We start from the raw sequence: 12,878 nt of genomic DNA, 5'->3' as shown, positions 1-12,878 counted from the left end.
GCGCCTCCTTGCCTGGCCGGCGATGAGTTTCACCAGAGTGACACAACTCTGCCACTCCCGGTCCGCCAAGCTGGTGATCATCCCGAACGGGGGAACTCCATGACACGGCAACCACTTTGAGAGGGACAGGCCATGAGCAAGGTCATCGCGGGGATCTCGATGTCATTGGACGGGTTCGTCACCGGGCCTGACGTCACCAGGGAACACCAGCTGGGCGAGGGCGGCGAGGCGCTGCACCAATGGCTGCACGACCCGCACCCGCTCGACAGCGAACTGCTGGCCGGGATGCGCGACGGCGCGGGCGCGATCCTGATGGGCCGGCGCTCCTACGACCTGGCCGGGGGCGACGGCGGATGGGGTGACGGCGGCCCCGCCGGCCAGGTGCCGTGCTTCGTGCTCACCCACAAGCCGCCGGCTCCCGAGACGGTCCGGGCGCCGTCGGTCTTCACCTTCGTCACCGGCGGCATCCACGACGCGGTGGAGCGGGCCAGGGCCGTGGCGGGGGACAAGGTGACCGCCGTCCACGGCGCCAGCGCCGCGCAGCAGTGCCTCGCCGCCGGTCTGCTGGACGAGATCCAGATCCACCTGGCGCCGGTGCTGCTCGGGAGCGGCACCCGGCTGTTCGAGCGGGCGGGAGGACCGTTCCGGCTGGAACGCGTCCAGGTGGTCGACTCCCCGAACGTCACCCACCTGCGCTTCAAGGTGATCCGCTGACGGCGTCCCCGGAGATGCGCTTCAGGGTGATCCGCTGACGGCGTCCCCGGACTCGTGGATCAGCTGCGCTTCATGGTGTTTCGCTGACGGCGTCGCCGGACTCGTGGAGCAGGTGCGCTCGGCGGAGCACGTCGATCTGCGCGGGGTTGTAGAGCGCCCTGAGGGCGTGACCGGCGGCCCGCCGCGCCGCCTCGGCCTGGCCCGGCGTACCGGCGCGCGGCTCCAGCGTCACGCCGTGCTCGGTGGCGCCCGGGACGAGGAAGGGCGCGAGCCGCTCGGCGAGGGCCTGCCGGGTGGCCTCGTCGGTGTCTTCCCGCAGGTCGCGGAACGCCTCGTCGAGCTCGTCGTTCGGGTGCGCCGCGAGCGTCCCGCGCAGGGCCTCCATCGACTCGTCCGAGAAGAGCTGGGCGTAGATCGTCAGCAGGGCGCGGTCGTTGTCGCGCAGGTCCTGGGCGAGGCCGCTGAAGCCGGTCGGCACCTCCGGTGACGCGCCCGGCTGCGCCAGGGCGGCCAGCTCCCGCCGGATGTTCTCCAGCCGCCGGACCGTCGCCTCCAGCTCGGCGTCCACGGTACGGAAGACCGCGGCCAGCCCTTCGCCGCTCGTGCCCATCTCGGCCACCTGAGCGAGCGGCACACCGAGCCCGGTCAGGCGCTTGATCTGCAGCAGGCGGGTCAGGTGGTGCACCTCGTAGCGCTTGTAGCCGTTGGACCCGCGCTCGGGCTCGTCGAGCAGCCCGATCTGGTGGTAGTAGCGCACCGTCTTCACGGTGGTGCCCGCCAGGTCGGCGATCTCGCGTGTGCTCCAGGTCATGGGGTCCTCACCTCGTCGTCCCGCGCCCCGTTCCAGGTCGTCCTTCGTGTACGTCGTTCGCGCGCCCAGACCAGGGCGACCATGGCGACGTTGACGGCGGCGAGGATCAGCAGGGCCGCGTCACCGGTGTCGGTGGACCGGTCGATGGTGTAGCCCTCGCCGTCCGCCATCAGCGTGTTGACGCTGGAGAACAGGACGTTGTTGGCGATGTGGAACGCGGCCGGCGCCTCGATGCCGCGGCTGATGATCGCCATCAGCCCTGTGGCGACGCCGATGAAAGTGTAGTAGCCGAACAGCCAGGGGTCGCTGGAGCCGTGTGCGAGCGCGAAGGCCAGGCTGGAGACCACCAGGCCGACGGCCAGGGCCGGGCGGACCGCGCGTACCCAGGAGGCGGCGGCGGGCAGCGCGGCGGCGCGGAACATCAACTCCTCGCCGACGGACTGGATCGGGGTGCTCAGCAGGGTGATCACCAGCATGAGGATCGTCGTCCCTGAGACACCGAACGCGACCCAGCCAGGGGACTCGGGGGCGACCAGCGCCACCACCCCGATGCCGGCGACCACCAGCAGGGCCGCGCCGAGCAGATACCGCACCAGGCGCCGAACGTCGAACGCCCGCGGCGAGCTGATCAGGCGGCGCCACGGCACCTTCGCCAGCCGCGCCAGCAGCAGGATCGCGACCACGCCCGAGATGCCCACGCTCAGGTTGACAGCCAGCAGCTTCAGCGGGGTGAAGGTGGCGGACATCGGATCGTCGCTGCCCTCGATGACGCCCACGACCTGGTACAGCAGGATCTGCAGGAGCAGCATCACGACCGGCGGCACGAGGAGGACGACCAGCGGCCGCCACCAGCTCATGCGCACGTGGGCGCCGAACGGCCGGGAGTCGTCCAGCCCCGGCCCGCGACGTCCGGACACCGGGTCACCGAACAGCCGGGAGTCGTCGAGGCGCGGCCCGCGACGTCCGGCTGCGGGGTCGCCGGGCTGGTGCGGTGAGCTCGGGTGCGCGGGCGTGGCCGGGGTCTGGCCGGGTCCTGGCACGGACATCGGGGTCCTCCTGGGTCGAGACGGTCGTTCCACGCCCCAGCGAACACCGTGCCCTGGGGGCACACTCAAGCCCGTGCCCTGCCTTCCCGCGCTGCCGCGTCCGCCTCAGGGCAGCACGGCGATGGCGTCGACCTCGACCAGGTAGCCCAGCGCGGCCAGCGAGGTGACCCCGATCCAGGTGCTGGGTTGCTGGAGCTCGACGCCCAGCGTCGCGGCCGCCCGCTCGCGCCCGGCGACGAACTGCCCGGCCTTGGCCTCGTCGAGGTCCACGATGTACACGGTGACCTTTGGCGAGCTCGGCGAGCATCGCGCCGCCGAGCGTGTACATCAATGACCGACCTTCGCCGGAAATTCCTGACATCAGGCAACACCATGGCCTGAGGGCAGGGTCAACCCGGTCCGGTAAAGCGCCCACGACCGCGGAGGCTCAGCGCGGCCCGGGGACGGATCGGTCCTTGCTCATGCGCAGGATCAGGTCGACGGCGTGCTCCGAGTGGGAACCCGGGGTCAGGATTTCCTGGAGGAGCAGGCCGCGGATCGCGGCGATGGTGACGGTGGCCGTGGTCAGCGCCTCCTCGGCCTCAAGCCCTTCGCGTTCCGCCAGTGAGGCCAGCATCCTGGTCAGGTCGTCGAGCGAGTCGATGAACTCGCGAAAATCCTCCGGCCGGTACGCGGCCAGCCCCACGACGTGGAAGAAGCCCCGGACCCGCGACAACTGCTCGGGCCGGGTGTACGTACGCCAGATCGCCACCACGAACTCGTCGAAGGTCCCCTGCCGGGCCGCGGCGAAAAGGGCCTCGTTGTCGCGGGAGCGCTGGGCCTTGAGCATGGCCGCCAGAACGCCAGGAAGCGACCCGAAGTGGTAGCGCAGCAGGGCGTGGCTGGTGTCGATCCGGGCGGCGATCTCGCGCAGCGACACCTCTGGTGAGGGAAGGGCCTGGTCGAAGGCGTCGAGGAGCCGGGCAAGGAGACGCTCGCGGGCGTCGCCTCTGTGTTCCGAGCTTGACAGGATCACTCCCACAGTTTATCCATTGGAAAAGATTGCCGGCGGCGGTCAGGGGTGCTTCAGTCCATGGTCGCAGCCGGTTCGCGACGGCGGAGGGAAACGGCTGGTGGGACGTTTGCAGGTGGTCGGCGCGACGGTCGCGGACGGGTCGGGGCGCGATCCCGTGAAGGTCGGGGTCACCGTCGAAGACGGGCGGATCAGCCGGCTCGGCGGCTCCTCCACCGGACCAGGCGAGCGCCTTGATGCCGAGGGGCTGACGATGACACCCGGTCTGATCGACGCGCACGTACACCTGGGTCTGTCGAGCCCGATCGAGCCGCAGTTCTCGTTCCGGATCAGTGCCGCCGAGATCGCGGCGGACATCTTCGCCACGGCTGGCGCGGCGCTCGACGGCGGCTTCACCACTGTCAGGGACACCGGCGGGATCGACGGCGGCGTCGTCACCACGATCGCGAAGGGCAAGGTCAGGGGGCCGCGCGTCCTGTCGTGCGGACCTGTGCAGTGCCAGATCGGCGGGCACGGCTACTACGGAGCCGAGTGGGAACCCACCGAGCTGTGGAGCGACCACCACATTCCGGGTCTGAGCGCCCTGTCGATGATGTCGGGCAACGCGGACGAGCTGCGCGGCAACGTACGCGAGGCATTCCGCCGCGGAGCCACGTTCCTGAAGCTCTGCGTGACCGGCGGAGTGGTGAGCGCTCACGACCACCTGACCGACACCCAGTTCACCGTGGAGGAGATCGCCGTCGCCGTCCAGGAAGCCGCGGCGCGGGGCACCTACGTGACGGTGCACGCCCACAACAACCAGGGCATCCGTAACGCGGTCGAGGCCGGGGCGCGCTGTGTCGAGCACGGCACCGACCTCGACGAGGCCACGGCCACCCTGATGGCCACGTATGGGGTCGCCCTGGTGCCCACGTTCGCCGTCGTCGAGCGGCTGCTGCACGATCCCGCGGAGGCCGGCCTCGGCGAGTCGGCCCGTGAACGGGTGCTGGGCGTCCGGGAGCGGATGGCGGGGGCCCTCGGCATCGCCAAGGAGGCCGGCGTGCGGGTCGGGCTGGGTTCCGACCTCATCGGCCCGGCGCAGGACCGCCGGGGCGAGGAGCTCACGTTGCGCGCGGAGCTGGAGACGCCGATGGAAGCCCTTGTGGCGGCCACCAAGACCAACGCCGAGATCCTCGGCCTGGCGGACGAGGTGGGGGTCATCGCGCCCGGCATGCGCGCGGACTTCGTGCTCTGGAACGGCGACCCGCTCGAAGACCCGAAGCTCTTCGCCGACCCCGCCGCCGCCGTCCTCGTCGTCCAGGCCGGCCGCATCGTGAAGGACCTGCGATGACCGCCATGTGGCAGGGCTGCCTCGCCGACACAGACTACTTCGAGCTGCGTTCCGGCGGCGGGCACGACTACGGCGTCTGGGTCACCACGCCACCCGGCTACGACCCCGCCACGACGCCGGCGCCCGCCGTCTACGTGATGGACGGCAACTGGGCGGTGGGCATGACGGCTCCGCTCATCGTCACCCAGCTGGACCCCATGGAGCAGATCCAGCCGTACGTCCAGGTCAGCGTCGGCTACGCGGGCGAGGAAGCACAGCACTGGGCCCGGCTGCGCAACAGAGACCTCGTGCCACCCGGCGAGCCCGTCGCCCCGGAGCTGATCGAGGCCGTGGAGAAGGCGTTCCAGGCGGGCGCGATGACCCGCGAGGCGGCCGACGCCTACCTCGCCGAATTGCGCGACACCCAGGCCGATGCGTTCCTCGGCTTCCTCACCACGGAGCTGCACCCCCGGATCGAACGCGACTACGGCACGGCCGCGACCGGCCACGGCCTCTTCGGCTACTCCTACGGCGGTCTTTTCACCCTCTACACCTGGCTCTCCGGCTGCACGCTGTTCGAGAGCGTCGGAGCGGGCAGCCCCGGTGTGGCCGGTGCGGACAGCCAGGTCTTCGCCCAGCTCGACGAGATGGGGGAGAGCGAGCGCGCGGCCAGGCTGCACGTGACCTTCAACGCCCGCGAGCTGCTCGGCGACCTGGCCGTCTACCAGAGCATCACGAAGAACACGGCCACCCTCCTGCACCGCCTCACCTCACGCGGCGGCGCCGTCACCAGCGCGATCCTGGACGAAACGCACGTGACCGGTCTGCAGGCGTCATTCCTCAGCTATCTGCGGACCTGCCGTGCCCGGTGAACGGCTGCGCCGTGAGACCGGGCGGCTCCATCAGACCGGGCGGCCCCATCAGTGCGGCCAGGGGGCGGTGCCGCCGTCGACGCCGAGGGTCATGCCGGTGACGTAGCTCGCGCGGTCGCTGAGCAGCCAGGCGGCCGCTTCGGCGATCTCGTCAGGTTGCCCGGGGCGGCCCAGGGCGGCGAGGGCGCTGAGGCGTTCGACGATGCCCGGGTCGCGCTGCTGCCAGCCGACCATCATCTCGGTCATCGTGGCGCCGGGCGCGATGGCGTTGACGCGGACACCGTCCCGGCCGTACTCGGCGGCGGCGGCCCTGCTCATGGCGATGACGGCGGCCTTCGTCGCGCCGTACACGCTCTGCCCGGCGGCGCCGAACGTGCCGCCGATACTGCTGACGTTGACGATCGAACCGCCGCCGGCGCCCTCTGCGGTCATCGCCCGCAATTCGGCGCGCATCGCCAGCCACACGCCCTTGAAGTTGGCCTCGGCGACGGCGTCGAAGGTCTCGTCGGTGACGTCGGCCAGCCGGCCGCCGCCCTGGCTGCGGCCGGCGTTGTTGAGGGCGCCGTCGAGGCGGCCCCACCGCTCGACCGCCGCCGCGACGGCTCGGCTCAGGTCGTCGGCGTCGGTGGTGTCGGCCTGGACGGCGAGGACGTCGCCGCCGTCTCCGGCGATGCGCTCCGCGACCTGCTCGAGTTCGGCTTTGCGGCGGGCGGTGATGACGACGTGCGCGCCTTCGCGGGCGAACAGGTGCGCGGCGGACGCGCCGATGCCGGACGAGGCGCCGGTGATGAGGATGGTCTTGCCTTTGAGCAGGTCGGTCATCGGGGTCGCTCCCTGGGAAGTGGATTCCTTCTCACCGTGGGCCGGGCCGAGAAGGGGAAGGGTCGCGTACGTCGTCCGCGATGAGCGCGTGGATGAGCGCGTCGCGGACGACGGCGGACGTCCTGTCGTTGCCGGGGTCGCCGGGGTCGCCGGCGATCTTGAGTGCCACGCCCCGGAGGGCCGCGCGGAGCGCGCTCGTCGCGAGCGCCGCGGTGATCCCGGGACGGAGGGCGCCGGCTCGTTCGAGCTCGTCGAAACCGGCGCGCAGCAGGGCGCCGCTCCGTTCGAACTGGCTCGGCGGCGGGCCCGACGCCGGGTACATCGCGGGGTAGAGCCCCGGGTAGGCGCGCGCGAAGGCGATGTGCGCGTCCCATCCCGCGGCGACCCGGGCCCGCGGGTCCCCGTCATCGGGCGCGGCGGCGTCCTTGCGGTGGAAGTACTCCTCGAACGCCGCGTCGACCACCGCGCGGATCAGTCCCGCGCGGTCGCCGAAGTGGTGGTAGAGCGAGGGGGCCTGCACGCCCGCGGCGGTGCAGACCGCACGGGTCGTGACCGCGTCGGCGCCGTCGCGCCTGGCGATCTCGAACGCCGCGGCGAGCAGTCGGGCGCGGACGTCGGCGGCTGGGTTCTGTAGCATCGCTATAACTATAGCGCCGCTACATGCGGGTGTGCGCCGGGTGGGGAGGAGGTCAGGCGGTCGGGTCGGGGCCGAGTGCGAGGTCCAGCAGGTCGCCGAGCTGGTCGAGCTGCTCCTCCGTGAGGTTTCCGAACGACGCGTCCAGGACTCCGTCGGCGAGTCTCTGGCCGGCCGCGAGCAGTCGTTCTCCCTCGTCGGTGAGCCGGTGCCGCACCGCTCGGCCAGGTCCCGGTATCCGCTCGATCAGGCCTCGACTCGCCATCCGGGTCGCGAGCGACCCGAAGGACTGGTCGGTCTGGAACGTCAGCACCGCGAGGTCGTGCAGCGAGGCGTCCGGGTTGCGGGCGAGGTGCCGCAGCGTGTCCCACTGCACCAGGGAGATGCCGAGTGGCGCCAAGGCCCGGCTGAGCGCTCGGTGGTGGCGGTGCTGCAAGCGCTTGACGGCGAGGCCGACGTCGCCGGGACGGTGTCGCATGCATGGCAGCCTATCCCACCGAAGTCAGTTTACTTATATAAAGAAGCTGATATAAAGTTCTTTAGGTAAGCAACCTGACTCGCTTAGGAGCGACCATGCCCTCCACCCCCGCGGCCGGCAGCCTCCGTACCGACGTCCACGCCATCGAGACCAGCGCGGGAGCGGTCGAGCTCACCGTGCGGGACCATGACCGCACCCGGCCGTTCCTGCTGCTGCACGGGGGTGGTGGCGTGGCGTCGATGGCCGGTTTCGCCGGTCTGCTCGCCGAGCGCACCCGCTCGCGCGTCCTGCTGCCCACGCACCCCGGGTTCGGTGGCACGCCGAAAGCCGCCGGGCTCACCGGGGTCGGCGCGCTGGCCCAGGCGTACGTGGCGCTGCTCGACCGGCTCGACCTCGCCGACGTCACCGTGATCGGCAACTCCTTCGGTGGCTGGCTCGCGGCCGAGATCGCCCTGCTGGACAGCCCGCGCGTCAGCGGCGCTGTGCTGATTGACGCGATCGGCATCGAGGTCGAGGGGCATCCGCAGGCCGACATCAGGGGATTGTCCCTGCCCGAGATCCAGCAACTCTCGTTCCACGACCCGAGCAAGGCGCCGCGACCGCCGGCCACCGATGCCCCCGGACCGCGCGAGGCGTCGCAGCCGCCGGCCACCGGCACCACCGGTCCGAGTCCGGACGTGCAGGCTCTGGTCGGTTACGCCGGGCCCGCCATGGCCGACCCCACCCTCGCCGGGCGGCTCGGCCAGATGACGATCCCCGTGCACGTCGTGTGGGGCGAGAGCGACCGCATCGTCACCCCGGACTACGGCAAGGCGCTCGCCGCCGCGATCCCGGGGGCGACCTTCACCCTGCTCCCTCGCACCGGTCACCTTCCCCAGGTCGAGTCACCCGAGGAACTGCTCGGCACGCTGCTCGACCTCGGCGACCGCTGAACCCCCGTGAAACACCTCCGCCGTCAGCGCTGTCCGTACATCGAACGGTGGCGGAACCACAGGCGCCAGCCGGCCCCGTTCCGCGCGCCGGCCTGCTCGGCGACGATCCGGCGGGCCTGGTCGAGAGCTTCGTCGTCGAGGCCGGCGTAGAAGTCGTCCAGCGGCCCGGAGGTGGTGCAGTAGTCCCACACGGTGTCGAAGTCCGGGACGTCGATCATGTAGTCCGTCACCTGCGTGTACGCCGAGGCGAATCCGGCCCGCCGCAGCCCGGCGGACAGGACGTGGGCCGAGGCGCGTGAGCGAACCCGTTCGCGGATGTCCGGCAGCCCGGCGGCCTCCAGCGAGCCTGCGATGCCCTCGGCGACGGCGATTCCGCACCGCATGTACGGATTGTCGACGGCGTCGCTCCACATCGCGAAGGCGTAGCCGGCCCCCGGCCGCAGCACGCGTGCCAGCTCGGCCGCGCCATGGTCCATGTCGCCGAAGAGCAGGGCCCCCAGCCGCGAGATCGCGCCGTCGAAGGACGCGGTGGCGAAGGACAGATCGTGCATGTCCATCGTCTCGAACGACACGTTGTCCAGTCGCGCGACGCGGGCGCGGTCTTCGGCGAGTTCGAGTGAGGCCGGGTCGGAGTCGACCCCGACGACGGTGGCCTTGGGGTGGGTGCGGGCCACGTACAGGGCCGGTTCGCCAATTCCGCAGCACAGGTCGAGGATGCGCGCGCCGTCCGCGACCGGCCCCAGGTGATCGGCGAGGTTCATGGTCATCGGTTCGAGGTAGCGCAGGCGAGCCTCGTGCTGGGCGATGAGGCTGGTGTTCTCCGGATTGAAGGAGGTCACGGGGCGACCGCCTGCCGGAGGGAGTCGAGCCGCGTCACGGCGATCGAACAGGGGGTGGCTTGGCTCATCATCACACTCACAGGCTGCGTCGGTCGCGCTGGGAACTTTCTCGGACGCGAGCATAACCAGTCGTACGGGAGCCTTTGTTCCTCCTCCGTCGCGCCGACGGAAACCGTCGGATGGCCCGCGAAGGCGGGTCGCCCGTGGCCGCTCCAGCAGGGAACCCACGCCCGCGATCTACCTGAATCCGTACCCGCGACCACTCGTCCTTCCCCGGCCTTTGCCCGGCTTGGTACAGCATTGGCCGAATCCAAACCATCGATCTCTAGTAACCCCACGCTGCGTCGCTAGGTTGGGTTGCAGGGGATGACACATGCTGAGGCGAAGACCCGAATGGTCGGTGCGGACCAGGCTCACCTTGCTGGCGACACTGGTGATGACGCTGCTGTGCGCGGGCTTCAGCGCGCTGATCCTGACGAACGTCCACACCGAGCGGACGAACGAACGCAGCCGCCGCAGCCACGACGCGAACATGCGCGCGATCACCCTCCTCGCCCGTGGCGAGCTGTCTCCGGTGCATGCCGAGCGGGGAGTCGCCGCCCTCCAGATGATCGACCCGGCGGGCCGGATCGTGTCGGCGAGCCCGAACCTGCCGAGAGGGTCACCGATGGCCACGTTCGCCCCGATAGCCGGACGCATGGGACGGACGGAGACGCTGTGCGACATGCCCGTCTCCCCCGGCGACTGCATGCTCGTCTCCGCCACGATCGCCCCCAGGCACGACGGCAACTGGATCGGCTACGCCGCCGCCCCGGCCCACCCCTGGTACGTCAGCGGCCGGCTCCTGTCCGGGGTGCTGACCGGGTCCGTGCTGCTGATCGGGTTCACCGCGGCCGGCGCGTACCGGATCGTCGGGCGGGCGCTCAAACCGGTCGACACCATCCGCGCCCAGCTCTCCAAGATCACCTCGACCGACCTCGGGCACCGCGTACCCGTGCCCGGACCTCGCGACGAGATCCACGACCTGGTGTGCGCCGTGAACCAGACCCTGGACCTGCTGGAGGCGGCCCTGCAGCGGGAACGCCGATTCACCTCCGACGCCTCGCACGACCTGCGCAGCCCCATCACCGCCATGCGCGCGCAGATGGAGGAGGCGCTGCTGCATCCCGACGAGGCCGACTGGCCCGTCACCGTCACCAGCACGCTGGACAGTCTGCAGCGGCTGCAGGCCATCGTGGCGGATCTGCTGACCCTCTCCCGCCTGGAGGCCGGCTGCGCCGCCGCCTTCAAGCCGCTGGACCTGAGCGACCTGGTCACCTATGAACTGGACCACCGCCGCCGGCCGCTGACCATCACCCGCGACCTTGAGCCGGCCATGGTGCACGGCGCCTCCATCGAGCTCATCCGCCTGCTCACCAACCTGCTGGACAACGCCGAACGCCACGCCGCCGCCACGGTGACCGTCTCAGTGCGTGCCGAGGACGGGCAGGCCGTGCTGACGGTGACCGACGACGGCCCCGGCATCGCCGACGGCCAGCGCGAGCGGGTGTTCCAGCGCTTCGTCCGGCTCGACGACGCCCGCCTCAAGGACATCAACGGCACCGGGCTCGGCCTGCCGATCGCCCGCCAGATCGCCGAACAACACGGCGGTACCCTGACCGTCGAGGACTGCGAGCAGGGCGCACGCTTCGTCGCCCGCATCCCGCTGTGCCACGCTCAGGTGTAGCCGTGAGCCCGGTGGTCGCACTGCTGATCAGGAGCACCACCACCATGAACCACAGGCTGACGGTCAGTTGCACGCGTTCCCTGGGCGAGGTGTAGTCGGCGGCCAGGTCGTCGTAGGCGAAGATCCAGCCGAGAGCACCGAGGATCATCAGGCTTCCCACCCACGGTGCGATGGAGGGCAGCAGAGCGAGAGACATGACGGCAGCGGGCTCAGGAGTCGGGGGAAGTAGACCTGCACGACTCCGATGACGATCGTCACAACCAACTGATCGTGCTTAAGTCCACCGCGCCAGCGTGCCGCCGACCACCTCGACCGCCGCCGCCACGAGATCGTCCACGACGGGGCAGGCGGGAGTGTCGCCCCAGCTCTGCTCGGTGGCCCGGCCGTCGCCGGTGCGGACCAGGATCGGACGGACGCCGGCGGCGCGCGCGGCCGCGATGTCCGAGGACCGGTCACCGATCAGGAAACTTCCGGACAGGTCGAGGTTCAGTTCGGCGGCCGCGCGTCTGATCATGGCCGGGCTGGGCTTCGGCGGGTCACCCACGTTGTACCGGTCGGACACCGCACGTTCCCCGGCCACCGGACTGCTGTAGATCGCATCGACGGCGACGCCTTCGTCGGCCAGCAGCTCCGACAGCCGATCGTGCACCTCGTCGAGGGTGCCCGGCTCCGCGTAGCCTAGGCCGACGCAGGACTGGTTCGTCACGACGATCAGGGCGTAACCGTGGTCGCGCAGCAGCCGGAGCGCGGGCGCCGCGGCCGGCAGCAGGTGCATCGCCTCCGGGCCGTGCCTGTACGTCGGAAGCGTGTTGATGCACCCGTCCCGATCGAGGAACACCGCCTTCCTGGCGGATGCGTCACGCGCGAGATCGACCTGGGTGTGCCGGACCGCGCCGGCGCGATCGCCGTCGAGCGTGAGGTCGAAGATCCGGTACGAGTGCGGATGCTCGAAGAGCGCCGGCGTGACGCTGAACGTGGTCGATCCGATCTTGGCCGGTTCGGCCCCCGGGTGGTAGTGCCCGGACAGCGACAGGACGACCCGGCCGGAGCCGCTGGTCCGCCGCTGGAGCTCTTCGCCCTCCGCGTACGTGTGCGGATAGCCGTCGTCCAGCCGCGGCGTGATGACGAAGTGCTGCAGATGGACCTGCGGACGCGGGCCCGGGTCGAGCAACGACGAGTCGAACCGCTCCCTTTCGGTCAGGCTGCGACGCGGCACGTTGCCGGAAGACTCGCGATCCCAGAAGCTGACGAAACGCAGCCCTCCGACATCACGGACGAAGGGGCCGGATCCCAGTTCCTCGGCGTGGACGCGGTAGCTGTCGTGATTGCCGGGCACGGCGATCCACGCCATGCCGCAGTCGTCCAGCATCCGCCGGACGAGGCGATAGTCCGCTCGTACGCGCTGCCAGACCTGCCGGTCCCGGGCGGTGTCACGCTCGGGACCGAACAGGTATCCGGGAACGTCCACCACGTCACCGGTGATCGCGACCACGTCCGCGCCACGACCGCGGGCGTCGCCGAGCGCGGCGGCCAGCAGCTCGGGAGCCGTACGGCCGCGCCGAGCCGGCAGCGCGGGGTGGCCGGGGATATGGCTTCTGAGGTGAATGTCGGTGATGTGGGCGATGCGCATCGGGGGATGCTTCTCCTGTTCCTGCCGGCGCGTGACGTGAAAAGGTGACGTGA

14 protein-coding genes are annotated in these 12,878 nt (G+C 70.8%); 5 read left to right on the top strand and 9 right to left on the bottom strand.

Annotated elements, in window-relative coordinates; genetic code table 11:
- Positions 1 to 132: 132 nt before the first annotated feature.
- A complete protein-coding gene (locus AB0C28_RS43925; RefSeq protein WP_358081801.1) occupies positions 133 to 714 on the top strand; it encodes a dihydrofolate reductase family protein in 582 nt (193 codons plus the stop codon).
- A gap of 70 nt (positions 715 to 784) precedes the next feature.
- On the opposite strand, the gene AB0C28_RS43920 is transcribed toward AB0C28_RS43925, so the two are convergent.
- The 4 genes from AB0C28_RS43920 to AB0C28_RS43905 all read right to left on the bottom strand — a co-directional run bounded on the left by AB0C28_RS43920 (position 785) and on the right by AB0C28_RS43905 (position 3,586).
- Complete coding sequence (locus AB0C28_RS43920) at positions 785 to 1,525, bottom strand: MerR family transcriptional regulator (RefSeq protein WP_358081798.1); 741 nt, start codon at positions 1,523 to 1,525, stop codon at positions 785 to 787.
- Positions 1,522 to 2,571: a CPBP family intramembrane glutamic endopeptidase gene (locus AB0C28_RS43915; RefSeq protein ID WP_358081795.1), complete on the bottom strand. Its 1,050-nt coding sequence runs from the start codon at positions 2,569 to 2,571 to the stop codon at positions 1,522 to 1,524. Before AB0C28_RS43915 ends, AB0C28_RS43920 begins: the two co-directional genes overlap by 4 nt.
- A gap of 105 nt (positions 2,572 to 2,676) precedes the next feature.
- Entirely contained in the window at positions 2,677 to 2,850 is a 174-nt protein-coding gene (locus tag AB0C28_RS43910) for a hypothetical protein (RefSeq protein ID WP_358081793.1), read from the bottom strand.
- A 148-nt stretch (positions 2,851 to 2,998) separates the two neighbouring features.
- Complete coding sequence (locus AB0C28_RS43905) at positions 2,999 to 3,586, bottom strand: TetR/AcrR family transcriptional regulator (protein WP_358081791.1); 588 nt, start codon at positions 3,584 to 3,586, stop codon at positions 2,999 to 3,001.
- A gap of 97 nt (positions 3,587 to 3,683) precedes the next feature.
- Here AB0C28_RS43905 and AB0C28_RS43900 point away from each other — a divergent pair, with 97 nt between their 5' ends.
- Entirely contained in the window at positions 3,684 to 4,913 is a 1,230-nt protein-coding gene (locus AB0C28_RS43900; RefSeq protein ID WP_358081789.1) for an amidohydrolase family protein, read from the top strand.
- Positions 4,910 to 5,764, top strand: a complete 855-nt coding sequence (locus tag AB0C28_RS43895; RefSeq protein ID WP_358081786.1) for an alpha/beta hydrolase-fold protein — start codon at positions 4,910 to 4,912, stop codon at positions 5,762 to 5,764. Before AB0C28_RS43900 ends, AB0C28_RS43895 begins: the two co-directional genes overlap by 4 nt.
- Before the next feature lie 48 nt (positions 5,765 to 5,812).
- On the opposite strand, the gene AB0C28_RS43890 is transcribed toward AB0C28_RS43895, so the two are convergent.
- Genes AB0C28_RS43890 through AB0C28_RS43880 form a run of 3 tightly spaced genes read right to left on the bottom strand, consistent with a single transcriptional unit; the run spans position 5,813 to position 7,698 of the window.
- A complete protein-coding gene (locus AB0C28_RS43890; RefSeq protein WP_358081784.1) occupies positions 5,813 to 6,586 on the bottom strand; it encodes an SDR family NAD(P)-dependent oxidoreductase in 774 nt (257 codons plus the stop codon).
- A gap of 31 nt (positions 6,587 to 6,617) precedes the next feature.
- The gene (locus AB0C28_RS43885; protein WP_358081781.1) at positions 6,618 to 7,223 is read right to left on the bottom strand and encodes a TetR/AcrR family transcriptional regulator; all 606 of its coding nucleotides are present in this window, start codon (positions 7,221 to 7,223) and stop codon (positions 6,618 to 6,620) included.
- A gap of 52 nt (positions 7,224 to 7,275) precedes the next feature.
- Positions 7,276 to 7,698: a MarR family transcriptional regulator gene (locus AB0C28_RS43880; RefSeq protein ID WP_358081778.1), complete on the bottom strand. Its 423-nt coding sequence runs from the start codon at positions 7,696 to 7,698 to the stop codon at positions 7,276 to 7,278.
- A gap of 95 nt (positions 7,699 to 7,793) precedes the next feature.
- Between AB0C28_RS43880 and AB0C28_RS43875 the strand changes: the two genes are divergently transcribed.
- A complete protein-coding gene (locus AB0C28_RS43875) occupies positions 7,794 to 8,630 on the top strand; it encodes an alpha/beta hydrolase (protein ID WP_357861269.1) in 837 nt (278 codons plus the stop codon).
- A 23-nt stretch (positions 8,631 to 8,653) separates the two neighbouring features.
- Here AB0C28_RS43875 and AB0C28_RS43870 read toward each other — a convergent pair whose 3' ends face one another.
- Entirely contained in the window at positions 8,654 to 9,469 is an 816-nt protein-coding gene (locus AB0C28_RS43870) for a methyltransferase domain-containing protein (protein ID WP_358081776.1), read from the bottom strand.
- A gap of 373 nt (positions 9,470 to 9,842) precedes the next feature.
- Between AB0C28_RS43870 and AB0C28_RS43865 the strand changes: the two genes are divergently transcribed.
- On the top strand, positions 9,843 to 11,195 hold the full coding sequence (locus tag AB0C28_RS43865; RefSeq protein WP_358081774.1) for an ATP-binding protein: 1,353 nt from the start codon (positions 9,843 to 9,845) through the stop codon (positions 11,193 to 11,195).
- Between the two features lie 274 nt (positions 11,196 to 11,469).
- Here AB0C28_RS43865 and AB0C28_RS43860 read toward each other — a convergent pair whose 3' ends face one another.
- A complete protein-coding gene (locus AB0C28_RS43860; RefSeq protein ID WP_358081771.1) occupies positions 11,470 to 12,825 on the bottom strand; it encodes an HAD-IIIA family hydrolase in 1,356 nt (451 codons plus the stop codon).
- Positions 12,826 to 12,878: the final 53 nt, after the last annotated feature.

It is taken from the genome of Nonomuraea sp. NPDC048892, from assembly GCF_040649735.1.
Lineage (GTDB): Bacteria > Actinomycetota > Actinomycetes > Streptosporangiales > Streptosporangiaceae > Nonomuraea > Nonomuraea maheshkhaliensis.
Note: the sequence above shows the minus strand (reverse complement) of the source record. Positions and strands in the feature narration are given on the sequence as shown.